Origin of the sequence: Pelosinus sp. UFO1, assembly GCF_000725345.1 — a bacterium.
Classification (GTDB): Bacteria; Bacillota; Negativicutes; order DSM-13327; family DSM-13327; genus Pelosinus.
In genome coordinates, this window is record NZ_CP008852.1 from 4,437,631 (window position 1) to 4,460,954 (window position 23,324).

At 40.5% G+C, this 23,324-nt stretch carries 21 protein-coding genes; all 21 read right to left on the reverse strand.

The genetic code is table 11. The annotated features are described in order from the left end of the window. Positions 1-613: 613 nt before the first annotated feature. Positions 614-1,870: a DUF3084 domain-containing protein gene (locus UFO1_RS20900; protein WP_038673935.1), complete on the reverse strand. Its 1,257-nt coding sequence runs from the start codon at positions 1,868-1,870 to the stop codon at positions 614-616. Between the two features lie 283 nt (positions 1,871-2,153). Beyond that, positions 2,154-3,242, reverse strand: a complete 1,089-nt coding sequence (locus UFO1_RS20905; RefSeq protein ID WP_038673936.1) for an LptF/LptG family permease — start codon at positions 3,240-3,242, stop codon at positions 2,154-2,156. Between the two features lie 107 nt (positions 3,243-3,349). Further along, positions 3,350-4,069, reverse strand: coding sequence for an LPS export ABC transporter ATP-binding protein (gene lptB, locus UFO1_RS20910; RefSeq protein WP_038673937.1), 720 nt, complete (start codon positions 4,067-4,069; stop codon positions 3,350-3,352). 159 nt (positions 4,070-4,228) lie between these two features. Further along, a complete protein-coding gene (locus tag UFO1_RS20915) occupies positions 4,229-4,942 on the reverse strand; it encodes an LptA/OstA family protein (RefSeq protein WP_038673938.1) in 714 nt (237 codons plus the stop codon). Next, on the reverse strand, positions 4,939-5,499 hold the full coding sequence (gene lptC, locus UFO1_RS20920; RefSeq protein WP_038673939.1) for an LPS export ABC transporter periplasmic protein LptC: 561 nt from the start codon (positions 5,497-5,499) through the stop codon (positions 4,939-4,941). The genes UFO1_RS20915 and lptC overlap by 4 nt, the downstream gene beginning before the upstream one ends. Continuing rightward, the gene (locus UFO1_RS20925) at positions 5,496-6,431 is read right to left on the reverse strand and encodes a lysophospholipid acyltransferase family protein (protein WP_038673940.1); all 936 of its coding nucleotides are present in this window, start codon (positions 6,429-6,431) and stop codon (positions 5,496-5,498) included. The genes lptC and UFO1_RS20925 overlap by 4 nt, the downstream gene beginning before the upstream one ends. A gap of 16 nt (positions 6,432-6,447) precedes the next feature. Then, positions 6,448-6,993, reverse strand: a complete 546-nt coding sequence (locus tag UFO1_RS20930; RefSeq protein ID WP_038673941.1) for an HAD family hydrolase — start codon at positions 6,991-6,993, stop codon at positions 6,448-6,450. Continuing rightward, positions 6,993-7,961 (reverse strand): SIS domain-containing protein, encoded by a 969-nt coding sequence (locus tag UFO1_RS20935; protein WP_038673943.1) that lies wholly within the window; start codon positions 7,959-7,961, stop codon positions 6,993-6,995. Before UFO1_RS20935 ends, UFO1_RS20930 begins: the two co-directional genes overlap by 1 nt. Before the next feature lie 284 nt (positions 7,962-8,245). Continuing rightward, positions 8,246-9,070 (reverse strand): 3-deoxy-8-phosphooctulonate synthase, encoded by an 825-nt coding sequence (gene kdsA, locus UFO1_RS20940; RefSeq protein WP_038673944.1) that lies wholly within the window; start codon positions 9,068-9,070, stop codon positions 8,246-8,248. A 169-nt stretch (positions 9,071-9,239) separates the two neighbouring features. Further along, positions 9,240-9,962 (reverse strand): 3-deoxy-manno-octulosonate cytidylyltransferase, encoded by a 723-nt coding sequence (kdsB, locus tag UFO1_RS20945; protein WP_038673945.1) that lies wholly within the window; start codon positions 9,960-9,962, stop codon positions 9,240-9,242. 158 nt (positions 9,963-10,120) lie between these two features. Next, positions 10,121-11,284, reverse strand: a complete 1,164-nt coding sequence (lpxK, locus tag UFO1_RS25875) for a tetraacyldisaccharide 4'-kinase (RefSeq protein ID WP_038673947.1) — start codon at positions 11,282-11,284, stop codon at positions 10,121-10,123. Positions 11,285-11,302: 18 nt separating this feature from the next. Beyond that, positions 11,303-12,598, reverse strand: a complete 1,296-nt coding sequence (locus tag UFO1_RS25880) for a 3-deoxy-D-manno-octulosonic acid transferase (protein ID WP_038673948.1) — start codon at positions 12,596-12,598, stop codon at positions 11,303-11,305. A gap of 33 nt (positions 12,599-12,631) precedes the next feature. Then, positions 12,632-14,353 (reverse strand): lipid A export permease/ATP-binding protein MsbA, encoded by a 1,722-nt coding sequence (msbA, locus tag UFO1_RS20960; protein ID WP_038673949.1) that lies wholly within the window; start codon positions 14,351-14,353, stop codon positions 12,632-12,634. Between the two features lie 2 nt (positions 14,354-14,355). Then, entirely contained in the window at positions 14,356-15,501 is a 1,146-nt protein-coding gene (gene lpxB, locus UFO1_RS20965) for a lipid-A-disaccharide synthase (protein WP_038673950.1), read from the reverse strand. Positions 15,502-15,717: 216 nt separating this feature from the next. Next, positions 15,718-16,521 (reverse strand): LpxI family protein, encoded by an 804-nt coding sequence (locus UFO1_RS20970; RefSeq protein ID WP_038673951.1) that lies wholly within the window; start codon positions 16,519-16,521, stop codon positions 15,718-15,720. A gap of 12 nt (positions 16,522-16,533) precedes the next feature. Next, positions 16,534-17,352 (reverse strand): acyl-ACP--UDP-N-acetylglucosamine O-acyltransferase, encoded by an 819-nt coding sequence (gene lpxA / locus UFO1_RS20975; protein ID WP_038673953.1) that lies wholly within the window; start codon positions 17,350-17,352, stop codon positions 16,534-16,536. 182 nt (positions 17,353-17,534) lie between these two features. Beyond that, on the reverse strand, positions 17,535-17,963 hold the full coding sequence (fabZ, locus tag UFO1_RS20980; RefSeq protein ID WP_038673955.1) for a 3-hydroxyacyl-ACP dehydratase FabZ: 429 nt from the start codon (positions 17,961-17,963) through the stop codon (positions 17,535-17,537). 18 nt (positions 17,964-17,981) lie between these two features. Beyond that, complete coding sequence (gene lpxC, locus UFO1_RS20985; protein ID WP_038673956.1) at positions 17,982-18,800, reverse strand: UDP-3-O-acyl-N-acetylglucosamine deacetylase; 819 nt, start codon at positions 18,798-18,800, stop codon at positions 17,982-17,984. A 97-nt stretch (positions 18,801-18,897) separates the two neighbouring features. Next, positions 18,898-19,671 carry an amino acid ABC transporter ATP-binding protein gene (locus tag UFO1_RS20990; protein ID WP_038673958.1) on the reverse strand — a complete coding sequence of 258 codons (774 nt, stop codon included), beginning with the start codon at positions 19,669-19,671 and terminating at the stop codon, positions 18,898-18,900. Positions 19,672-19,796: 125 nt separating this feature from the next. Further along, positions 19,797-22,154 carry a hypothetical protein gene (locus UFO1_RS20995; RefSeq protein WP_038673959.1) on the reverse strand — a complete coding sequence of 786 codons (2,358 nt, stop codon included), beginning with the start codon at positions 22,152-22,154 and terminating at the stop codon, positions 19,797-19,799. Between the two features lie 275 nt (positions 22,155-22,429). Then, the gene (locus UFO1_RS21000; RefSeq protein WP_038673960.1) at positions 22,430-23,293 is read right to left on the reverse strand and encodes a lysophospholipid acyltransferase family protein; all 864 of its coding nucleotides are present in this window, start codon (positions 23,291-23,293) and stop codon (positions 22,430-22,432) included. Between the last annotated feature and the right edge of the window lie 31 nt (positions 23,294-23,324).

Genomic DNA, 23,324 nt, shown 5'->3' on the forward strand with positions numbered 1-23,324 from the left:
TCCCCCTAAAATGTTTTTTAATTTTGCGGGTGCTATCACCAACATGATAAGGTCTATCGATTAAAGGGGGTGTTCCATGAGTGTCCACGTTTCCTCAGCAACAACCTTCCAATATTCTATATCACTATCATGCCCCTGTCGCTTTTCACAGGTTCTAGTTTACATAATTCTATAAATCTTTTTAAAGTCCTGCTTATGTTCTTAGTGTAAATATTGGTATAATTCTTTGCAATTCCAAGATTGACCATTTGGTCAATCTACTTTAAAAAAAATATTATAGTTTACATAACGCTAGATGTTTTTTCGCGGGTTTCATCACCAACATAATTTTGGCTGTTACTACATGCCACTTTTATGTTCCTGTCGCTTTTACAGGTTCTAGTTTACATAATTCTATAAATCTTTTTATATTCCTGCTTATGACCTTAGTGTAAATATTGGTATTAATCTAATTGATACAATGTTTGACTAACTGGTCATACTTATCTAAAAAAATATTATAGTTTTACATAACTATTATACTTTAGTAATTCTGCAAAAAAATAAGGAATCCTGCTTTTTAAGCATGATTCCTTATTGGTAACTTTTACAATGGCTTCTTAAGGCAGCATCCCTATTCTGCTCCCCCTTGAATATGCATCTCGATTTTTAAAGGACCTACGGCATAGGTATCCTCTTTAGCGGTGGCCGTAATCATAACCTTACCTTTGTTATACCTTTTTACTTTGTTGACGGTATCATAAAACTCCGCACCGTTCATGGCACCTACTGTTCCTTGTATTGGATCAGGCAGTATACCTTTATTGACGGCAGTGACGTTGACCTTCCTCAAGAAAGACATCACAGCTTCTTCTGGTTGCTCTGTCTTAGACCCAAGGTCAATCACCGCCATTTGGACGGTCTCTCCCTTTGCATAGATACGGTTATTTGGGAAAAGATTAATTTGCCCAATGACTGGCTCGCCATAAACAGTATTACCGTTTGCTGTAATGCGCACAATGGCATCCTGAGGGATTTTCGCTAATGTTGTTGCCACTTTATCAAAGTCAGCCTGGGCAATCCACAGTACGTTCAAGCTTCTATCTTCAATACCCAGTCTATCAATTACATGTTGATTCGTATCATAAATTGCTTCGGCTAAGGCTCTTTCTGTATCACTCTTACTTTCTCCACCTGGAAGGATAACTGTAGAAAGTACTTCACCTGCTCTATATATAATAGAACCTTCACGTACTACTTGAATGCCTTGACCTAGTCTAGTTGTCAGTTGATTTAAACGGTCTACATCTTCTTGTAATGTCACTTTGGCCTCATTTAAAGATTGGACACGTTTATCCAGCTGGTTTTTTGTATCCTGCAACGTATTAATTGCTTGTTGAGCTTTCCCTAGATCGCCTCGGGCTACTGCATAGTCTGCCTGCGTTTGCTGCAGTTCTCTAGCAGTACGATCCCGCTGGGCCATTACGGCAGATAGTTCTTCAGTAATAGCACTCAAACGCTCGGCTGTATCTTTTACTTTTAGAGTGAGGGCTGTATATTCAGCATTCTTGGCTTCAAGAGCAGCACGGCTAGTGGCAAGTTCTGCATTTTTGCCCGTTACTTCTTGATTGAGGGTAGATAATTGCTTAGCTAACGCTTCCATTCCAAAGAGGGCGGTACGCACATCTTGTGAGACTAATGCCAATACGCCAATTGTAGACGCGGTAATGAGAATACCTGTGATGATCGTAACGATTATGGAGGTATGCTTGGGGCGCAAACCAAAGATGCTAAGTTTCTTTTTTCCTACTTTCGTGCCTAGTTTGTCGCCAATATAAGCAATGGCGCCACCTGTAATGGTGAGGATGGCAATGAGGGTTAGACCATACATGATGTGCAACCTCCTTTCTTTCTAATGAGGGGAATTTAAATGGACCATTGAAACGGGAGGATCTAAAGAATTTTTGAACCACAAAGACACAAAGGACACTAAGGGATTCTGAAACGCGAATATGCAAAGCGCTGTGCGGGGAAAAAACAAGAAGGAATTTTGAACCACAGAGAACACAGAGGGCGCAGAGGGAGTATCGTATTATTTTTAGAGATAATTTCCCGCATCCTCTCTGTGTTCTCTGCGCCTCTGCGGTTCGTTCGTTATTAATCTTCTATAATATTTAGCGTGAGGCTTTGCGAACTAGGAGAGCTCCTGCGATAATACCGATGATATTGGGTATCCAGGCGGCTAATACAACAGGAAGCGCACCACCTTGCCCTAATGCAGTAAAGATGGTCATAATGGTGTAGTAAACGAAGATAATAATAATACTAATTCCTAGTCCAATAGAAGAACTAGATCGATTCGGCTGTAGTCCAAGCGGTGTGCCAATAAGAGCAAAAACAAAACTTGCCACTGGAATAGCAAGACGCTGCTGTAATTCCATCTCATATTTTTTGGAATCGACAAATTCTTGTTCTAATATTTTAATATGCTGCTTTAGTTCCTTAATGGTCATTTCCTCCGGTTTTTTTTGTTCGCGGGAAATTGCGCTTGGTGCTTTATCCATTGGCATGACTTGCTGAGCAAAATGCATGGTGCGTTCCAAATTTCCTTCTGTTGTCAAATCGTGAATGATTCCATTATACATAGTCCAATGATTGTCTTGCCACATTGCTTTTTCTGCATTTTCTACTCGAGCTAACTGGCCATTGTCAAATTCTTGTATAGCAATAGCATACATGGTATTTGTCTCTTCTTCATATTTACGAGCATAGGTTAGCCTTTCTAATATATCTCCTTTAACATCTTTAATAATGATATGTTCTTGGGATTTCGGAGCTGTGTTTTTTTGAATTTCATATCGTACTACGTAATTGTAAGCAGCATTAGATTGAGGAACAACCATCTCAGCGAAAAACACGGCAAAGATACTTACAAAAAAAGCAACAATAAATACGGGAGTCGCCAGGCGATAGAAGCTAATCCCCCCTGAACGCATGGCTGTTATTTCACTAGAACCAGATAAGCGGCCGAAGGCTAATAACGCCGCCAGCAGCATTGACATGGGAAAGGTTAACACAATAATACTAGGTAAACTGTAAACGAATAACTTGACTACAGAATTTAAAGATGCACCATATTGGGTTACGTATTGAGCAATCCGGAGCATCGTACTCGTACCAATAAAAACGCTGGAAAAAGAGGCAATACCAAAAATAAAGGGACCTAAGAGTTCTTTTATTATATATTTATCAAGTATACGCATAAATTTCTCCCTTTGCATAAAACATAAGAACTTTTGAACCACGGAGGACACAGAGAGTTATATTTTTTCTCTGTAGTTCATCAACGTTTAACATACCTATTTCAAACTTATAAACTAAAATTCTCACCTAGGTAGAATTTTTTGGCAATTTCGCTATTAGCAATGGTATCTGCGTCACCGTGAATTAAAATTTGGCCCTCATTTAAAATATAGGCACGATCTACAATGCTTAATGTTTCTCTTACATTGTGATCGGTAATCAGCACACCAATTCCTCGTTGTTTTAGATAACCAATAATCTCCTGAATATCAGCAACGGCTATCGGATCAACACCTGCGAAGGGTTCATCCAGTAAGATAAAGGCTGGATCCGTCGCCAAACAACGGGCAATCTCTACTCTGCGGCGCTCTCCGCCTGATAGCTGGGACCCCTTCCTTTTACGGACATGGGTAATATTAAATTCATCTAGCAGTTTCTCTGCTTTTACAGCCCGTTGGTCAGCTGTCAACTGTGTCGTTTCTAAAATAGCCATAATATTATCTTCTACAGTCAGTTTACGAAATACGGATGCTTCTTGGGGTAAATATCCTACGCCAAAGCTGGCACGACGGTACATAGGTGTCTCTGTTACTTCTTCATCGTTAATGACAATCATTCCACTATTGGGACGTTCTAAACCAACAATCATATAGAAAGTCGTTGTTTTACCAGCACCGTTAGGGCCTAAGAGGCCAACGACTTCCCCTTGATTGACCCGTAAACTAACACCATCCACCACATTGCGGCTTTTATAGGTTTTTATTAGATTAAATGTTTCAATATACATATGAAAACTCCTTGCTCTAAGGATTAGATATTATCTTTTTATCAGATAAGCATTAAAAAATAGTTGAACCACAAAGACACAAAGGACACTATAGAAGTTATTCTTTTGTGTACCGCAACAGCGGTATTGTGTCTTTGTGGTTCACCATTCATTACATTCCTATTGCGGTGTTATGACAAGTTTACTGCGGCCTTGGACGTCTATGGTTTTATTATCTAGATATAAGGTTAGGCTATTGCCTGTCAGCACATTACCATCTTGAACGGCTCTCGCATTGCCTGTTAGGATTGTTTTCCCTTGTTGGTCTTTACTGCCGTAATATACAGCTTGATCGGATGTAGCATCCATATTACGAGTTTCACTGACGATGTGCACATTACCTTGGGCTACAGCGCGATTTTCGCCAAAATAGGACTCGATTTGATCCGCTGTCATAATTCCGTCTGGTGTTGTTAAATTCGCCCAGCCGTTAACTATAGCATATTGCTTGTCGGAGTAATAGTCAATTTTAGGTCCGGTGAGTTTACTCGTTCCCTTAGTCAATATAGGATCTCCCGTTGCAACCATATGCACATTATCATAGGAGCGTACTTCTTGCGCTGTTAAGGTAGCGTCATTTTGTACTACTTGTACACCGCCAATTACATGTGCTTCTCTTGTTTTACTATTATATTCTGCACTACTACCCGTCAAAGTAGCATTTTCTTGCACCATGCGTACATTTCCTTGGGCTGTCATAATTCCTTTGACGGAATCATATTCAATACTGTCCGCCGCTAATTCTACCGGTTTGTTTTGCGCAGCATAACCATATGAGGCTATCATAGAGGCAATTACCAAGGTAAAAACGGTTCTCTTTATATTCACTTTCATTGGGAAGCTCCTCCTTTTATTACCTTAGCATTGCCATACACTTTTACTTTCTCCATATTGGAATCGCTTTCTATTTTATCTCCTGTAATCACTGTATCCTCTTTAGTCAGGACCACATCACCATTTCCAGAAAAACGTTTTTCATTGCCAGACCAGCGTACATCCTTAGCAGTAAAGTTTCCTCCATCACTGGCTACTGCCCGGACCTGGGTCGACATTGTAATGTCTTTCGTCTTACTATCTAAAAATGCTTCCGGAGCTGTAATTTCAATTTTACCACCGTTTTCTTGATAAAATGTTCCTACTAAATTCTTCATTTGTATATTTTTCGTAGTCACATCGACTTCGATAGAATCAGCTTTTAATTCCCATAGTCGTTTACCATCTTTTTCTTCAATAATTGAATTCCCTGCATACGAAAGTTTGGATGTCTGCTGAACTTCTGGTTCTATTGGCGGGGTTTTAGGAACCAACGGCTCATCCTTTAAAAAATAGTACAAACCGCCTACCAATATTATGATAACACAGGCTATAATGCTTCCTGTTGTTTTTTTCATGCCTGTTTACCCATCCTTTCTTTGCCACCATTACTTTCTTCTTGTTTCACGGCAGCTTGGGTATAGGCCGTATTCCAACGTTTTTGAAACCATAACCACTCATCCGGATATTGACGAATGGTTTGTTCAATAATCTGGGTCATTTTAACGGTAAGGTTACGAGTATCTTCTTCTACGTTACCTGTATCTTCATAGTAAAAAGGTTCACCAATCAGAACTCGATGTCCACCCTCTGGGCTTCGAACGATAAAACTAGGCACTACAGGTGCTTTAAATTTTTTGGCAAAGATAGTGGGACCTGTCGGTGTCGAGGACATTTTACCAAGAAACTCAATAAATAGACCATTTACGCCTGCATCCTGATCCGCTAAGAAACCCAATATTTTTCCTTGTTTCAATGCTTTAGCTGCACTTACCAATTCTGCCGTGCCTCTTGAGAAAATTTCAATACCTACTAATTCACGGTACTCATTTAAAATCCGTGTATGTTGGTCATTGGGCTGCCGTTTGATAACAGCGGCCATGGGGAAACCATTCATAGCCAAGGCTGCTCCCAACCACTCCCAGTTGCCAATATGAGCCGTGAGTAAAACTACGCCTCGTCCTTGTTCTACCGCTTCGGTAAGATAATGACGATTTTCTATGGTAATATATTGATGCACATTTTCTATTTTGAGGACTGGGGTATATAGTACTTCCAAAAAAGTTTGCCCTAGTTTAGTAAACAAACTGACAATGTTTTTTTGGGCCTCTTCATCAGATATTCCTAATGATTCTTGCATCTGTTCTAAGGCACGCCGCCGTTGTCGAGCAGCAATATGGTAGTAGAGTTTACCGAGCCTTCTACCTAAGAATAAAACCCAACTGTATGGTAATAAACAAACCATACGACTGATACTCTTTAATAAATAATATTGCCAAACGTTAGACATTGACGGGCCTCCTCTCTTACTGCTGTGTTTTTATCTGTCCGCCTTGAATGTAGGAGGTTATTATCTCTTCCCACTTACCTTGCGATTTTAGGATAAATTCAACGACTTCACGAACTGCACCTTTGCCGCCATGGTGATTAGTCACTAAATGAGCGTAACTTTTAACTTCAGGTACAGCATTGGCTACAGCGCAGGACAATCCTACCTTTGTCATGACTGATAAATCAATCAAATCATCACCTACATAGGCTACTTCCTCTAAAGCAAGGTTATATTTTTCTACTAATTCATAAAGGGCTTCTAACTTATTCTTCGAACCTTGATAGACATCCAGTATCTTAAGCTCAGAACTACGCAGTTGGACAATCTGGCTTTCCCGGCCAGTTATGATAGCAGTTTTTAAACCTGCTCTATGAGCAATGGTAATGCCTAGTCCATCTTGGGCGTGAAAATTTTTCATTAATTCCCCGTCACGGCCAAAGATAATATGTCCATCTGTCAATACACCATCTACGTCTAGGATCAAGAGTTTAATTTTTTGTCCACGACTTGTCTTATCCATTATACCACTCCTTGGCGCAATAAGTCAGTAAGGTGAATAATACCAATCGCCCTATTTTGCTCATCGACTACAGGCAATACTGTAATAGGCCTAGGATGATTTTTTTCCATAATGCGAAGCGCCTGGGCAGCTAGCTTGTTCGACGTAATAGTACGTGGTGTTTTTGTCATAAGACTATCCACTTTTTTATCTAAAAACTCATGCCCATGCTCTAACCCTCGGCGAATATCCCCGTCCGTAATGATCCCCACTAAATAACCCTGTCCGTCCACTACATTGGTAACACCAAGACCTTTTGCGGTAATAACAAATAAAGCTTCTTTCACAGTCTTATCTAGGGTAACTAATGGATTTTCTTCACCTGCATGCATTATGTTTTCTACTGTTAATAAGAGTCTGCGGCCTAATGCCCCCCCTGGATGAAACACGGCAAAATCTTCAGGTGTAAATTTGCGTTCTGATAGTAAGGCAACTGCTAGAGCATCCCCCATAGCCAGTGCAGCGGTAGTGCTAGCTGTTGGTGCCAGTCCTAAGGGACAAGCCTCTTGCTCTACGGCCACATCGAGAAAAATATCTGCGTTTTTTGCCATGGTAGATTCGCCGCAACCAGACATAACTACAATACTGGCACCAATGCGTTTAATGGCTGGAAATATACTTACAACTTCTGCTGTTTCTCCACTGTTAGATAAGGCCAAAACAACATCATCAGCAGTGACCATTCCCAAGTCCCCATGAATCCCTTCTGCAGGGTGCAGAAAGAAGGCAGGAGTTCCTGTACTAGCAAGGGTTGCAGCAATTTTTTTGCCAATATGCCCAGATTTGCCCATACCGGTAACTACGACCCTCCCTGTGCAGGATAATATCATATCAATAGCGGCTGCAAATTGACCATTTATCCGCGGAATTAGATTTTCAATGGCTTTTGCCTCAATGGCTAAAACTTTCTTTGCTTGTTCGATAATCATTTGGTTACCTCCAGTAAAAAAATAATTGAGCCGCGAAGACACGAAGTTGTGAAGCGCTCCAAGGAAGTTAATAATGAAAAAAGCATTTGATTCATTCACTATTCTTCATACCCTTCGCATCTTCGCGTTTCAAAATGCTTTTCCCTATGTTCAGAAGGACATTAAAATAATAATAATTGAACCACAAAGACACAAAGGCACTATAGGAATGGATGTTTCCTATTGTGTGCCACGCCAGTGGCATTGTGTCTTTGTGGTTCATTTTGGGGTACATCTAACACATGCTATTTATGTTTGCGTACAACATTGTCAAGAGCTTGTACGTCTTTTAGTAAATCTTCTAATTGGTCGATGTAGAGCATGTTTGGGCCATCCGATAATGCCTCTGCTGGGTTATCATGGACTTCCATGAATAAGACATCAATTCCTGTTGCTACGGCGGCGCGAGTAAGATAAGGTACAAATTCCCGTTGTCCACTAGAAGTCGTCCCAGCACCCCCTGGCAATTGTACACTGTGAGTTCCATCAAAAACGATAGGATAGCCAAAGGAACGCATGATAGGCAAGGATCTCATATCGGTTACCAAGTTATTATAACCGAAGCTTGCCCCCCGCTCTGTTAGGAGAATGTTCTCGTTGCCAGCTTCGCGAATTTTCGCAATTACGTTTTTCATATCATTAGGAGCTAAGAATTGTCCCTTTTTTACATTTACCACTTTTCCTGTGCTAGCCGCTTGATAGACTAGGTCAGTTTGGCGACATAGAAATGCAGGTATTTGTAAAACATCTAAGACATTTGCTGCTGGCTCAATTTGTGTACTGCAATGGATGTCACTTACCACTGGTACGCCTAGTTCTTCTTTAATTTGGCTTAAGATTTTTAAGCCTTCAGTAAGACCTGGTCCACGAAAAGAAGAATAAGATGAACGATTGGCTTTATCGAAAGATGCTTTAAAAATATAGGGAATGCCTAAGCGATCTGTAATTTCTTTTATGGCTTTCCCGATTTTAAGAGTACGTTCTGCCCCTTCAATCACGCAAGGCCCAGCCATCAAAGCGATAGGATTCTTTCCGCCTACGGTAATCGAACCAATATTAACGGTATTCATAAGAATAACCTCCTTAATTTTCGATGATTTGGTGACATGTTTTTTTGAGCCACAGATGAGATTTATATTTCCCTAATTGTAATTTCCCCTCTGTGGTTCTCTGTGCCCTCTGTGTTCAACCGTTCTTTAACCGCAGAGGCGCAGAGGACGCTGAGAACTAAATTTGCTATTAATCCTTCAATAGTAAATTTACTTTTTCTAAATCTTCCATAGTGTCTACACCAATGGATTGGAAATCTGTTTTGATTACCTTTATTCGGTAACCATGTTCTAAGGCTCGTAGTTGTTCTAATGATTCTGCTTTTTCTAGAGGTGTAGGAGCTAACTTAGCATATTTCAATAAGAAATCTCTGCGGTAAGCATAGATACCAATGTGTTTATACACAGGTAAGCCTGTCTCCACACGAGGGAAAGGAATGAGGGAACGAGAAAAATACAATGCATAACCTTGTAAATCCGTTACCACTTTCACAACACTCGGAATTTGGTACTCACTCTTATCGATCTGCGTCATGAGGGTTGCCATGTGTAAGTCAGGATTGTTATCGAAAGCACCAGCTAACTGATCAATAACTTCTGGCTGAATCATGGGCTCATCCCCCTGAACATTGATAATCAAATCTACATCTGGGAATTTTTCTGCTACCTCAGCTAGTCGATCGGTGCCTGTAGGATGATCTGGCGATGTCAAAACAGCCTTTCCACCGAAACTTTCAACCGTTTCATATACTAAAGAGTGGTCTGTTGCTACAATGACTTGTTGCGGGCGTTTAGAGAGAATCGCCCGTTCATATACACGTTGAATCATAGGCTTACCAGCAATATCTGCCAAAGGCTTTCCAGGAAGCCGAGTAGAAGAGTACCGGGCTGGAATAACACAAACTATGTTCATCGAAAAACCTCCTTTAGGCACGTAATCATATTCGATTACAAAAAATCAAAAAATTTAAGACGCGAAGAATATAAGAAATAATATTCCTTCGTTTCTTTGTACATCTTTGTGCCCTTCGTGTTTAAACCTTTTATCAAACCTCATATATAAGGTATTATTTATGATACTACATTCTTCTTTTTTATAGCGGTTGTTTCAATTAACCCCATAAAATCTTCATAACCTTCGGTAAAATGTACAGCGATGCTTAAAACGTATAATGGAAGAGGGCGATTGGAGTGGATAAATTCAGCAGGAATTTTCACAGCATCTTTTTCTGTTGTCACTAAGGCATAGGCCTTTTCGTCCACAGCTCGTTGCATAAGATACTGCATTTCTGCCATTGTATAATCATGATGATCCGCATAACGTACTCCAGAAACTTGGGCCACGCCAATATCCAAAATGGTTTGTTCGAAAGAGGAAGGATTGCCAATAGCAGAAAATGCTAATACTTTTTGCCCACGAATGGTCTCTAATGCCACATCAGTCACCTGCATACCTTTATACCATTCCTCGATTTCCACGAAGCACCTTGGTTTGTGAATGCTTTCCACAACCAAAGCGGTATTGTTGTAGCGATCTAGAGTCGTATGAATTACATCTCGCGCATCATTCGTGGATTGGTCTACTTTGGTTAATAAAAAGACTTGCGCTCGATCCAAATTGGGTAAGGGCTCCCGCAAGGTTCCCCTTGGCAACATAAAATTGTTGCCAAACATATTTAATGAATCAATTAAAACAATATCCAAATCCCGAGCCAACTGCCAATGCTGATATCCATCATCGAGAATAATCACATCCGCTTTTAGTTCCTTAACGGCATACTCTCCTGTAATAATTCGGTCTCGCCCAATAACTACCGAAATTCCTGGTAAACTTTTTGCTAACAGATAGGCTTCATCCCCTGCTTCCGTTGCTGTCATATAGATTTTGTTTCCGTCTGAAACTAAGCCAACTTTGCCTTTCCAACCAGCACGGTAACCTCGATTTAAAATAACGACTCGATATCCCCTATCCCGAATAATCATCGCTAACCGCTGGGCAGTGGGAGTCTTACCCGTACCACCTACCGTAATATTACCAAGACTAATTACATAGGAAGGTAACTTATGCTGTTTTAAAAGACCATTCTTATATAAGCGTAATTTAAGGCGTACGGCCCAACCATAAAGCATAGAAAATCCTTGCAGCAATCCTAGTAAAAAGGCTGCAAAGCGGCCGGGCTGTTCACCATGTACTAATTTGTATAAATAAAGTTGTAATTCCTCACGTTGGCGCATACTTGTTCCGCCTTTTGCTTAATTTATTCTTGCTATCAAGTCCTTTAGGTACGTCACACTTTTCCGTGAAGCCCCACGGTTTTCTTCAATAATTGTTAATGTTTCTTGGGACATTTTTAATCGTAAGGTTTCATTCTTTAGGATTTCTAGTATTTTTTCCCCTAGAGTAGCGGCATCATATACTGTTACACAGGCTTCCCTCTCGGAAAACAATGCATAAGTATCTTTAAAGTTAAACATATGAGGGCCGACTATAATTGGTTTACCATGTGCCGCTGGTTCAAGAATATTATGTCCGCCTCTCGCTACTAGACTGCCACCAACATAAACAATCGTCCCCAAACTGTACATTTTCCCTAATTCACCAATAGTGTCCAGTAACACAACATCATGGTTAGTATTTGGATTAACAAGTAAATCTTTTCGCAGTTTCCCAGAAAAGCCAAATTTGCTCGCTAAAAGAGCAATTTCTTCACTACGAAGAATATCACGAGGAGCTATTACTAATTTGGCTGTGGCAAATTCCTCTTTTACCTTTTGAAATGCAGTAAACAGGAATTCTTCTTCCCCTGGATGAGTACTACCCGCCATCAAAACAGGGAAGGAGTTCTCGATCCCTAATTCCCGAAGTAGAGTCTGTTGTTCCTCGCTTGTCACATTCGTATAGGTTTGGTCAAATTTGGTATTTCCTGTTACAACAACTCGCTCTTTGTCTGCTCCTAAGCGGATAATATATTGAGCATCAATCGAAGATTGCATACAAAATGTTTCCACCGTATTGAGCATAGCCTTTAGTACGCTGCGCATATAATGATAACGTTCCACACTTTTATCGCTTATCCTGCCATTAACCATCATTACAGGTATACTAAAGTGTCTCGCCGCCTTTAAAAAATTAGGCCACAATTCTGTCTCTACCAATAAAAATACACAAGGGCGAATCCGTTTAATGACATAATGGCTCAAATAGGGTAAGTCGAGAGGGAAAAAGATAATACTATCAGCATCTTTGATAATTCTTTTCGCCATGTCATACCCACTAGAAGTTACTACCGATATTAATATAGGCTTATCGGGGAAGGCATAGCGTATCTCTTTTATGATGGGACTCGCAGCAACAATTTCGCCTACAGAAGCTGCATGTAGCCAAATGCAATCTTGCTTAACTACAGGTGCCAAGTCTTCTTCAGGCAAAAAACCGAAGCTTTGCTGCAATCGCCTACCAAAACCTTCTTCCCTAATCAATCGTATAAAAAACACCGGGGTAGCTAGCACAACAAGCGCGATTGCTAACAGGTTATAAAGAAAATGCATGTTAGATACCTCTTTTTCTGTCTTTGGCGTTACCTATTTATCAAATTGGACCTGATACAATTTGCTATATAAACCACCTGCGGCTAAAAGTTCTTTGTGAGTACCCTTTTCTTTGATTCTGCCTTTTTCCATAACTACAATCAAATCTGCCCGTTGTATCGTAGACAACCGGTGGGCAATAACAAAAGAAGTACGTCCTATCATCAACTTGTCAATTGCTTCTTGTACCAATTTTTCACTTTCTGTATCTAAGGCAGAGGTTGCTTCATCCAAAATTAATACACGAGGATTTTTCAAAATGGCTCTGGCTATAGAAATTCTTTGCCTTTGTCCACCCGATAGTTTTGATCCTCGTTCACCAATTTGAGTATCATAGCCACCGGGCATATCTAAGATAAAGTTATGAGCATTAGCTGCCTTGGCTGCCTGTACTACTTCATCTTGTGTTGCATCTAATTTCCCATATAAAATATTTTCATAGACGCTACCATTGAAAAGTATGGTTTCTTGAGGCACAATGCCGATTTGCTCCCTTAACGAATGTAAAGTTACAGTTTTTATATCAATACCATCAATGGTAATGTTTCCGTCTGTTGGATCATAAAATCTGGGAATCATATTTGCAATGGTGGTTTTTCCCGCGCCACTTGGTCCGACAATGGCCACCACTTGCCCTGGATTGATTTTAAGTTCTACTTGACGCAAAGCTGGTTCGCCTTGTTTGTATTCAAAGGTCACTTGATTCAATGCTACATAGCCGTTAATGTTCGGTAATGGTATCGCATTAGGCATATCTTCTATTTCCGGTTTGGTATCTAGTACTTCAAATACTCGCTCAGCAGCAGCTAAGGCTTTTTGAATGTTGCCATATACACGACTTAAACGTTTAATCGGATTGGATAAGTTCACTGCATAAACTAAAAAAGCCACCAGAGAACCCGCTGTTAAGTTATCATTGATAACTTCTCGCCCTCCATACCAAATAATCATGGTAACACCAATAGCCGCCAAAAATTCAATAACAGGAGTTAGAGTCGCCATGATTTGAGAATTCTTCATTTGAGCGCGAAAATTATGATCATTTTCTCTACTAAATCGAGCAATTTCATAGTCTTCTCTGGCAAAGGATTTAATAACCCTGACAGAAGAAATGCTTTCTTGGAGTACTGAGGTAATATCAGCAGCCCGTTCTTGCACTGCTGTACTGGATTTTCGCAGTTTTTTACCAAAAACATTAATGGCCTGCCCTACTAAAGGTAAAGTTACCAAAGTCAAGAGAGATAACTTCCAATGTAGATAAAACATAGCCCCTAGTGAGCCAATTAGGGTCATACCTTCTGTAACCAGTTCAATCATTGTCTCTACTAGTGCACCTTGTACGGCTGCTACATCATTGGTAATATAACTCATAATTTTGCCAGTCTGACGCTTTTCATAATAGGACAAGGACAATCGTTGTAAATGGCGGTATACGCCTTCCCGGATATCTATAATGACTTTTTGCCCAATGTAGGACATTAAGTAGGTTTGTCCAAAGAAGAAAATACCCCTGAGAAAAAAAACAATTACAATGCCTATGGCAATGGTGTTCAGCATTGTCATATTTTTGGTCGTTAAGACATCATCAATGACATCCTTTAATATCCATGGTACATATAAGTTAGCACTAGCCGCGAAAATGATGCAGAAGATTGCTGCTATCATTCTTGGTAAATAGGGTTTGACATATTGTAATAGGCGCAAATATATTGTCATGTTTATCCTCCACTTGGTCTATTGGCAACGGCTAAAATTTCCCTTGCTACCCGCTCAACTGCACCTAGCTCACCTAATTTTTGCCGCACTTCTAACAAATCCTGCAGCATAGCATTTTTGACCTTTGGATCACATAAAACAGGTATCACTTCATGCGCAATATTCTCAGCAGTTACCGCATGTTGCAACAATTCGGGCACTACTTTACGCCCTGCAATGATATTGGGCAAACTGATATAGGGTATTTTTATCAAAAGTTTACCCAACAAGTAGGTCAAGGTTGCTACTCGATAAATAATAACGGTTGGTAAGTTGAGCAGAGATGCTTCTAAGGTAACTGTACCAGATGCTGCGATAGCAACATTGGCAATATTCATTAGGTCATAGGTGTTCTTTTCTGTCAAAACAACTGGTATCTTATATTCCGCTATTATGTTATGTAGCATTTCCCGGGAAATTGTCGATGCTACTGGGAGAAAAAATTGGGTACCCTGTACTTGTTCTGCTATTTTTTCCCCAGCTGCCAGCATATCTGGTAATAGCTTAAGAATTTCTTGCTGGCGACTTCCTGGCAACAGTAAGACAATTGGCCGCTTAGGATCGGCTCCAAAGTACTGATAGGCTTCTTCTTTTGGCATAGTTGTTTTTACTATATCTAGCAAAGGGTGGCCAACAAACGTAACATTCGCCCCAGCTTCCTGGTACACATCTGCTTCAAAAGGAAAAATAGCCGCCACTTTTTCTACAATTTCGGCGACTTCTTTTGCCCGGCCTCGTCTCCATGCCCAGACGGTAGGACTAATATAAGATATTACAGGAATACCTTTTTGCTTTGCGATTTTAGCCAACCGCATATTAAAATCAGGATAGTCAATAATGACTAAGGCATCAGGGCGTTCTTTCTCCATGAGCTCGACTAGATCATCGCGTAGTTTAAACAATCTAGGCAGGTTTTTAATGACTTCAACAAACCCGATAACGCCTAAATCCGCAATATCATACACTATATTTACACCCGCGGCTTGCATCGCCTGACCACCCATACCAAATATTTCGACGTCAGGTTGTATGGTTTTCAATGCACTAGCTACACTAGCGCCATGCAAATCACCTGATGCTTCTCCAACCGATATCATGATTTTACACATACAAAGCCTCCATCAATATTGAATGGGAAAAAACATTTAGAAACGTTAAAACACGAAAGGGGATTGAGCTTATGACGACGTGGGGTTTAACCGCCGAGGCGCAGAGAGCGCTGAGGGAATTTAAGTGAAATGCTTAATTGCATTTTTTCCTCTGTGCTCTCTGTGATTCTTTGTGTCCTCTGCGCTTCATTCTTCTATCTATTTCTTCCTATTTTATCACATTACTAGAATTGTTATGCCATGGTCGTTAGCCATTTTTATCACCGTTTCTCGATCAACGAGTAACGTTTTGCCTGCTTCCATGACGAGGGCTGTAGCTCCTGCTATAATCATAGATTCCATGGTGTTCGGGCCTACGGCTGGTACATCAAAACGCATATCTTGATTCGGCTTAGCTACTTTTGCTACCCTCACTCCACCGCGTCCTAGTTCGCCGCCACGACGAATGCATACATCGGTGCCTTCAATTGCTTCCACTGCCATAACAGCGCAGTTTTTGACTACAACCGTTTGTCCAATATCCAGTCTGCCAATCTCTTTGGCCATAGCAAAGCCAAATTCAAGGTCAGCTTGTTCTTCTTCTGTTGGTTTTCGATTTGTAAGTACTCCTGGTCCCGGCATCAACGTACGAAGCAAAGCTGTTTGGTCTAGAACCCCTAGACCTTCTCCAGCCAATTCACGGACAAAAGCTAACATAATGGAGTCATCGCTATTGTCCGTAAGACTGGCTAATAACTTTTGGATTCGACTGTCAAGCTGAACTGCACCTGTGAACATTAATTCCTTTGTGACTTTCCCCAGCATGGTCACTTCCGTAACCCCTGCATTTTTGAGAGTAGTAATAATTTCTTGCAGCTGCCCTACACTAATGTGATATGCCTTGTCTGCAACTTGCTCTAGCTCAGTATCTACACCAGGCACTACTCCTACAGCAATCACGGTAAAGCCCATGCCGCGAGCGGCACGGGCAAATTCTACTGGCAATCGTCCAACACCAGCTAATAAACCTATTGTCTTCATTCTATCAAGCTCCTATTCCCCGTCCCGACGACCGCGGCAGACACCCCGCTCTACATTACGTAAAAAACGCAGGAAGTGTTCCACTTCAGGATAGGATTCCAATTCTTGTTCCATTGTTTCAATGGCTTGTGCCAAACTTAAACCAGAACGGTATAATATTTTGTATGCTTTTTTGATATTGCTACGGGCTTCAATGCCAATGCCAGAACGAGCCATACCAACATTATTTAAACCCGACACTCTCGCTGGATGACCATCAACAATCACGAAAGGCGGAATATCCTGCACTACTTTCGATGCACCACCTACCATAGCGTTCATACCAATCTTAACAAACTGATGAATGCCGGCCAAACCGCCAATAACAGCTCGGTCTTCGACAACTACATGACCTGCTAAGGTAGCTGCATTGGACATAATAACATGGTTGCCCACTACACAGTTATGAGCTACATGAGTATAAGCCATCAATAAGCAATTCGAGCCAATGCGAGTTTCTTCCCCTTCACCAGTTGCTCGATTTACAGTGGCAAACTCTCTAATTTTCGTATTATCTCCAATAAATACATAGCTTTTCTCACCATTAAATTTTAAATCCTGTGGCTCTGAGCCAATCGATGCACTAGGAAAAATAACACAATTTTTCCCAATACTAGTCCATCCATCTATGGCAACATGGGCACTGATCTTAGTGCCTTCACCAATTACTACATTCTCACCAATGACTGCATAGGGCCCAATCTCAACATCTTTGCCAATACGAGCATTCGGATGAACTACTGCTGTTTCATGTATTTTACGCAGAGCTACAACAACCTTTTCCGGCTTCATCTGCACTTCACTCCTTACTAGACTAAATACTTTCCGGTACTGCCTATCCATTCTATTCTTATAGTCCGACTGACCAGTCTAAATATGACAAGTAATATTCAGTTAAATACAACCGTTATGGCGTTTTTTCGCTGACTATCGCATATTTAAACCCCAATACCACTAGTTTTCTTTTATTTACTTTATTTTGATGCTAAAGCGAATAAAAATTCTCCCTCTGCTACTAACTGTTCATCAACGAAAGCCTGTGCCCATATTTTGCCCATGTTGCCACGTACTTTAATCAATTCAGCTACCATACGCACTTGGTCACCAGGAACTACTGGTCTTCTAAATTTGACCCGATCCGCACCAGCAAAAAAAGCTAATTTCCCGCGATTTTCTTCTGGATACAGCATAGCTACTCCACCAACTTGGGCCATAGCCTCCATCAGCAATACCCCTGGCATAACAGGGTGCCCTGGAAAGTGACCTTGAAAAAATGGTTCATTCATTGTTACATTTTTTATCCCCACCGCGCGCTTCATCGGTTCAATCTCAAGAATACGATCCACCAATAAAAATGGATATCGATGAGGAAGAATTTCTTGTATTTCAGTTGTAGACAACATGTAGGTTCAGCTCCTTAACTAAATATGTTCCACTATTTCTTTCGCCAATGCAGTATTTAATGCATGACTTGATTTCACCGCAATCACATGACCTTTGATGCGACCTGCTAGTACTAAATCTCCTATTATATCTAAAATTTTATGACGGACTAATTCATCCTCAAATCTAAGGGGTGTAAGAGCTTTTTCATTATCGTATACTACTGCATTTTCTAAGCTACCGCCTAGAGCCAGTCCTTGCGCCTTGAGGGCTTCTACTTCATGCATAAAACCGATGGTTCGAGCTGGCGCAATCTCACGAATAAAAACATCTTGGTTAATTTCATAATCACCGAATTGAACCCCTAACATGGGATGGGGGTTGATGGAGGTAAAAGTAATTCTAAACCCATCATAAGGTAAAATAGTTATAAATTTGTCATCCGCTCTTACAATCTGTGCCTTTTTTATAGTTACCAATTTACGCAGAACATTTTGTTCTACTGCACCCGCCTCTTGAATCATCTTTACAAAGGGCAGAGAACTGCCATCTGCAACTGGGGGTTCAGCAGCATCGATTTCGACTAAACAATTGTCTATTTCTAATGCATAGAATGCTGCTAAGAGATGCTCCACGGTAAACACTTTGGCCAAGCCATTTTCTAAAGTGGTCGCACGCATTGCATTGGTTACATTACCAGCTATTGCTGCCACTTGTGGTTTTCCTGGTAAATCAATGCGAGAAAAGACAATCCCCGTACCTGGAGGTGCTGGATTTATTGTTATAGTTACATCTTGACCTGAGTGTAATCCGATACCTGTGTATGTTACAGCTTTGGCTACTGTTCTTTGATGCATGATATCCTCCTGATATAATAACCTTTATACATTCTATAAAATATTTCATCTCCCTGCAAGAAGATTTTACAAAATTATTGCATATTTACCAAAATGACTATACAATATTTTTTCCCGTAAGGGTGCGGGCATTGGTAATTTGTTGATATTCGATAAGCTCTTTATATTGCTCACCAACGTGAGAGACAGGGCTGCCGAATACGGTTTCTGGTATGCCTTCTTCTACAATACGCCCTTTATCCATTAGTACAATACGGTCCGCCACATGAATGGCAAAGGAAATTTCATGGGTAACTACCAGCATAGTACTGGCACGATACTTAGCTAATTCTTCCATAATAACTAGAACTTCTCGTACTAAGATAGGATCAAGGGAAGCCGTCGGTTCATCCCAAAGCATAAGCTCTGGCTCGAAAGCCAAAGCTCTTGCAATACCAACTCGCTGTTGTTGCCCACCCGACATTTCAGCAGATTTGTGTTCTGCACGATTTTCTAATCCTACTTTAGTTAGCGCTTCTATCGCTTTATCATATGCAACTTCTCGTGGTATGCCATCCATTACTAACCCTAGCATAACATTTTCTACTGCAGTTAAGCGTCCAATTAGATTAAATTGTTGAAATACAAAACCAATACGCTTACGAACTCTGCGTAACTCTTCTGTTGTAAGCCCTGTAATTTCAGTACCGGAAACCGTGATGATTCCACTATCAGGTTCCACCAGTCGATTAATGGTGCGAATGGTTGTCGACTTACCACAACCAGATGGCCCCATAAGAACCACCGTTTCTCCTTGTTCAACATGCAGATTAAAATCATCTACTGCTACCAAGTTTCCAAAACGTTTATATAAGTTTTGAATCGTAAGCATAATAATCACCTCATTTCATTTTAGAATGTTTTGCTTAATTTGAACCACAAAGACACAAAGGGCACAAAGAATGCTTTTCTTTGTGTACCACGCTAGTGGTATTGTGTCTTTGTGGTTCGCTCTTTTTATTTAAACTTCATTTTCCTTTGATTTAGTTTTTGCAATAGACCTGGACGTCCGTTGGGGATGACGATTTCTCGCATGATTTCATCAATCGATAATCCTAAGGATTGTCCTGCCATCATTTCATCAGTTGAAATTGGGCTAATCCGCTCGGTATAACAAGCAACTAGAAGTCCTAATACTGCACCAATAAAAGGTACAGCAATCCACGGTAAATAAGGAATTCCACCTCTACCTAAAATAAACATGCTAGTTAATAGTACAGCACCTATGACCATACCATATACTCTTTCTGTCGCAGTAAATACTCTAATCATTCGAGTTAACATCCCACGCCAACCTTTGGTCTTTTGTTTTTTCAAAGTGCTGCTGCGACGAATTACTGTCATAATTGCCGTATGATCTAGAGCTAACAGCAGTATTGTCACAATGATAGCTGTCATACCTGATAAAACTGCTCTCACTTCATTTAGCACATTATACACCTCACCACGAGTATTAGGTTCAATAACGCCTAATTCTGTAGAGTATAAAGATACATTCTTATGTCCTACTTGACTATATACCACGGGCGCAATTGCATCCGTGCTAACATTACTAGTCGTAAGAATTTGGATACGTTCACCAGGAATTACTTGTCCCGCAATAAATTTATCTAATAAAGCTACGGAGTGGCTAATGTCTTCATCTTTCAGATTTGGCACAGAAGCCGCCATATATTCTAACTGCCCTGTCACAAGAGGAATATTGAGCTGTCCTAATTGTGCTAAACGACCATTGATGCTATTCATATTTTTCTTAGAACCGTCGATATCAAAGGAACGTAAAGCTGCAATGGTAGTTTGACCATTCACTACAATATTATCGATGGATCCTTTGGCTTGGCGAGCATCAGCCGCCACACGATCCAAGGCTCCTAACCCAGATTTTAGATTACTTAAATTTCTTTGGGAACTAACTAGGTTATCCACGGTAGCACCAACGTCGCTATTTACTAACTTAATCACTTGCAGTGTATTAATTAAACCACCCATGGATTTTGATGAACTATCTACTTGATTCTGTAAAGAAGAAGTATCGATGTTAGCCAAACCACTCGTCGCGGCTTGAATCGTCGTACCTGCTGACTGTAGACTGGTTAACGTTTGATCCATCGCATTGATACTCTTGCCATAATTGTTCAGGGTATCGGTTGCAATGTTAGTTAGATTTTGAGTATCTTGAGCAAAACCAGGAATCTGATTTACAATCTTTGTCGTTTCTGTTAACGCGGAGCCTAATTGCTGCCTTGGATTATTATAGGTCACAGTACCTACCGGTGCACCTACTACATTATTCATCACTTTATAACCTTGGTTATTAGTAAGAAGTGTACTGTCACCTTGGGTAATCGTGCCTTCTGCTTTACCATCAGGACGAACAACTCCAATTTGTACTAGTACGTTACCTTTTTCTACTGGATTGCCTGTTGTTAAAACACCGCTGCCAGCAAATGCAACCATATCACCTTTTACCAATTTTTCATTCCCATTTGGTGTAATGGTAATTTGGGAAGCATAGGCTACAAGGAATCGTTTCAATTCCATCATAGTACTTACTGTGTAGGTCATATCGTCATTTCTGCCATCAATAGAAACATTTTTGGCATATTCTAGCTTCATCTGGGATTGCATAGCATCAGCGATAGATTCTCCCATACGAATTGGATTTTGCGGTTCACTCCCCACTGGAAAGCTGATTTCAACAACTTGGTATTGTTTTAAGATGGTTTTGATTTTTTCTGTTACTAGAGTTGCTTTATCCAGTGACGATAATACCACACCAATGGAAGAACCGTCGCGAAAAGCAAAGCTTACACCATCAATTTGTGAAACTCGGTCCATCAGCATAGCTTTGGCCCCTTCTGGCACACCCCGGATGGTTAGGCGTGGTTCTGTTAAGACTCCAACCCCTGCACCACCAGGAATGCCCCCAAAGATTTTACCCAAATCTTCATAGGTCTGCTTTGTTCTATATTGTGCAGGCACAGCAATAAAGAAGGAGGTTTTACCTGTTATGGTTGGTCCTTCTTTCATTCGTGATCCCGGAAAAACTTCATCAATAATTTTTTGAATGTGTATTGCAGTATCTTCTTTCATCTCTTCACGGGATTGAATGATAATATCATATTCACCATAATCGCCAACTAAACTTGACAATGTTTTGGAGAAATAGGAATTAGCTGCTAAAGATATAGAAGTAGCCAGCAGTGAACCAATCACTATACTAACCACCATGAGAGTCATTACGTCACGATAAAAAGAATCTTTCATAATATTAAATGCGCTTAGTTTTTTAATGTTTTTCATAATAGTAGACATGATTATTCACCCCTCTCCTTCAAGGATATATTATACCACGTATATCAATAAATTAAAATTAGTATATACGATTTTTATGAAATGTATATACTGGAAGGAAAAAGAGTTGTTGAACCACAAAGACACAAAGAGCACAAAGAAGTGTCGTATTCTCCTCTGTGTCCTTTGTGCCTTTGTGGTTTAAATATCTTTTCGTAACACTGTACAATGCAAAAAGCTTTGCTGGGTTCGAGGTACATCACCAAGAACAGAGCAAAGCTTTTTGTTATTATTATTTACTTATTCGGACTGTGTTTCCAACGGTTGTGCAACCAGAACCATTCGTGAGGGTACTTCCGAACGTGCTGTTCAACAATATCCGTTAGCTGCTGCGTAGTTGAAAGAATGTCATCTTCTCGACTAGAGGTTTTTTGTACCCATACAGGCGGATGCAAAATTGCTTTATGAGTTCCATCAGCATTCGCGGTAATAAATGCTGGAATGATAGGTGCATCCTTCATTCTGGCCAAGGCCGCTGCCCCTTGAGGTGTTGAAGCCAAACGTCCAAAGAACTCGACCATTACACCATCCCTACCCGCATCTTGATCCATCAGTAAGCCTACAATTCTTCCTTCCCCCAACATCTTAACCATTTCCCGAACACCGCTTTTATAGGTTATATGCATACCAGCCATAGTACGAGTCTCAATCATAAATCGATCCATGTCTGCGTTCGTTTGCTTCTGCGCCACACCAACTACAGGAAAGCCATACATGGCTAACGCAGCTCCAAAAAGTTCCCAATTTCCACTATGTGCAGTTGCCATTATTACACCATTCCCATAGGATAAAGCATCTTTTAAATACTGGGAATTTTCAATCTGCACGTATTTACTTATATTATCTTTACTCAATTTCGGCATATATAATACTTCCATAAACATTCTGCCAAAACGAGTAGCACTTCTCTTGGCAATAGTAGTAGCCTGTATTGTATCAGCGTCTAAACTGCGTTTAATGTTGTTAACGGCCATAGTCTTTCGTTTCGACGGCACTAGCAGCCAACATACTTCACCTAATAGATTGCCAATGTTTAGCCTTACAGCTTGAGGTAACATACTGACAATACTACTTATTATTTTCACAAATTTATATAGCATGTTATGCACCTTTCTTAGCTATAGTTCAGCA

Excerpts from the sequence above, each read along its gene's own strand:
- UFO1_RS20995 (WP_038673959.1), bottom strand. The coding sequence starts at position 22,154 with ATGTCTACTATTATGAAAAACATTAAAAAACTAAGCGCATTTAATATT.
- lpxC (WP_038673956.1), bottom strand. The coding sequence starts at position 18,800 with ATGCATCAAAGAACAGTAGCCAAAGCTGTAACATACACAGGTATCGGA.
- lpxA (WP_038673953.1), bottom strand. The coding sequence starts at position 17,352 with ATGAAGCCGGAAAAGGTTGTTGTAGCTCTGCGTAAAATACATGAAACA.
- UFO1_RS20915 (WP_038673938.1), bottom strand. The coding sequence starts at position 4,942 with ATGAAAGTGAATATAAAGAGAACCGTTTTTACCTTGGTAATTGCCTCT.
- kdsB (WP_038673945.1), bottom strand. The coding sequence starts at position 9,962 with ATGAACATAGTTTGTGTTATTCCAGCCCGGTACTCTTCTACTCGGCTT.
- UFO1_RS20900 (WP_038673935.1), bottom strand. The coding sequence starts at position 1,870 with ATGTATGGTCTAACCCTCATTGCCATCCTCACCATTACAGGTGGCGCC.
- fabZ (WP_038673955.1), bottom strand. The coding sequence starts at position 17,963 with ATGTTGTCTACAACTGAAATACAAGAAATTCTTCCTCATCGATATCCA.
- msbA (WP_038673949.1), bottom strand. The coding sequence starts at position 14,353 with ATGACAATATATTTGCGCCTATTACAATATGTCAAACCCTATTTACCA.
- UFO1_RS20990 (WP_038673958.1), bottom strand. The coding sequence starts at position 19,671 with ATGCTTACGATTCAAAACTTATATAAACGTTTTGGAAACTTGGTAGCA.
- kdsA (WP_038673944.1), bottom strand. The coding sequence starts at position 9,070 with ATGAATACCGTTAATATTGGTTCGATTACCGTAGGCGGAAAGAATCCT.
- lpxK (WP_038673947.1), bottom strand. The coding sequence starts at position 11,284 with ATGCGCCAACGTGAGGAATTACAACTTTATTTATACAAATTAGTACAT.
- UFO1_RS20970 (WP_038673951.1), bottom strand. The coding sequence starts at position 16,521 with ATGAAGACAATAGGTTTATTAGCTGGTGTTGGACGATTGCCAGTAGAA.
- UFO1_RS25880 (WP_038673948.1), bottom strand. The coding sequence starts at position 12,598 with ATGCATTTTCTTTATAACCTGTTAGCAATCGCGCTTGTTGTGCTAGCT.
- lpxB (WP_038673950.1), bottom strand. The coding sequence starts at position 15,501 with ATGTGTAAAATCATGATATCGGTTGGAGAAGCATCAGGTGATTTGCAT.
- UFO1_RS20925 (WP_038673940.1), bottom strand. The coding sequence starts at position 6,431 with ATGTCTAACGTTTGGCAATATTATTTATTAAAGAGTATCAGTCGTATG.
- UFO1_RS20930 (WP_038673941.1), bottom strand. The coding sequence starts at position 6,993 with ATGGATAAGACAAGTCGTGGACAAAAAATTAAACTCTTGATCCTAGAC.
- UFO1_RS21000 (WP_038673960.1), bottom strand. The coding sequence starts at position 23,293 with ATGCTATATAAATTTGTGAAAATAATAAGTAGTATTGTCAGTATGTTA.
- lptB (WP_038673937.1), bottom strand. The coding sequence starts at position 4,069 with ATGTATATTGAAACATTTAATCTAATAAAAACCTATAAAAGCCGCAAT.
- UFO1_RS20935 (WP_038673943.1), bottom strand. The coding sequence starts at position 7,961 with ATGATTATCGAACAAGCAAAGAAAGTTTTAGCCATTGAGGCAAAAGCC.
- lptC (WP_038673939.1), bottom strand. The coding sequence starts at position 5,499 with ATGAAAAAAACAACAGGAAGCATTATAGCCTGTGTTATCATAATATTG.
- UFO1_RS20905 (WP_038673936.1), bottom strand. The coding sequence starts at position 3,242 with ATGCGTATACTTGATAAATATATAATAAAAGAACTCTTAGGTCCCTTT.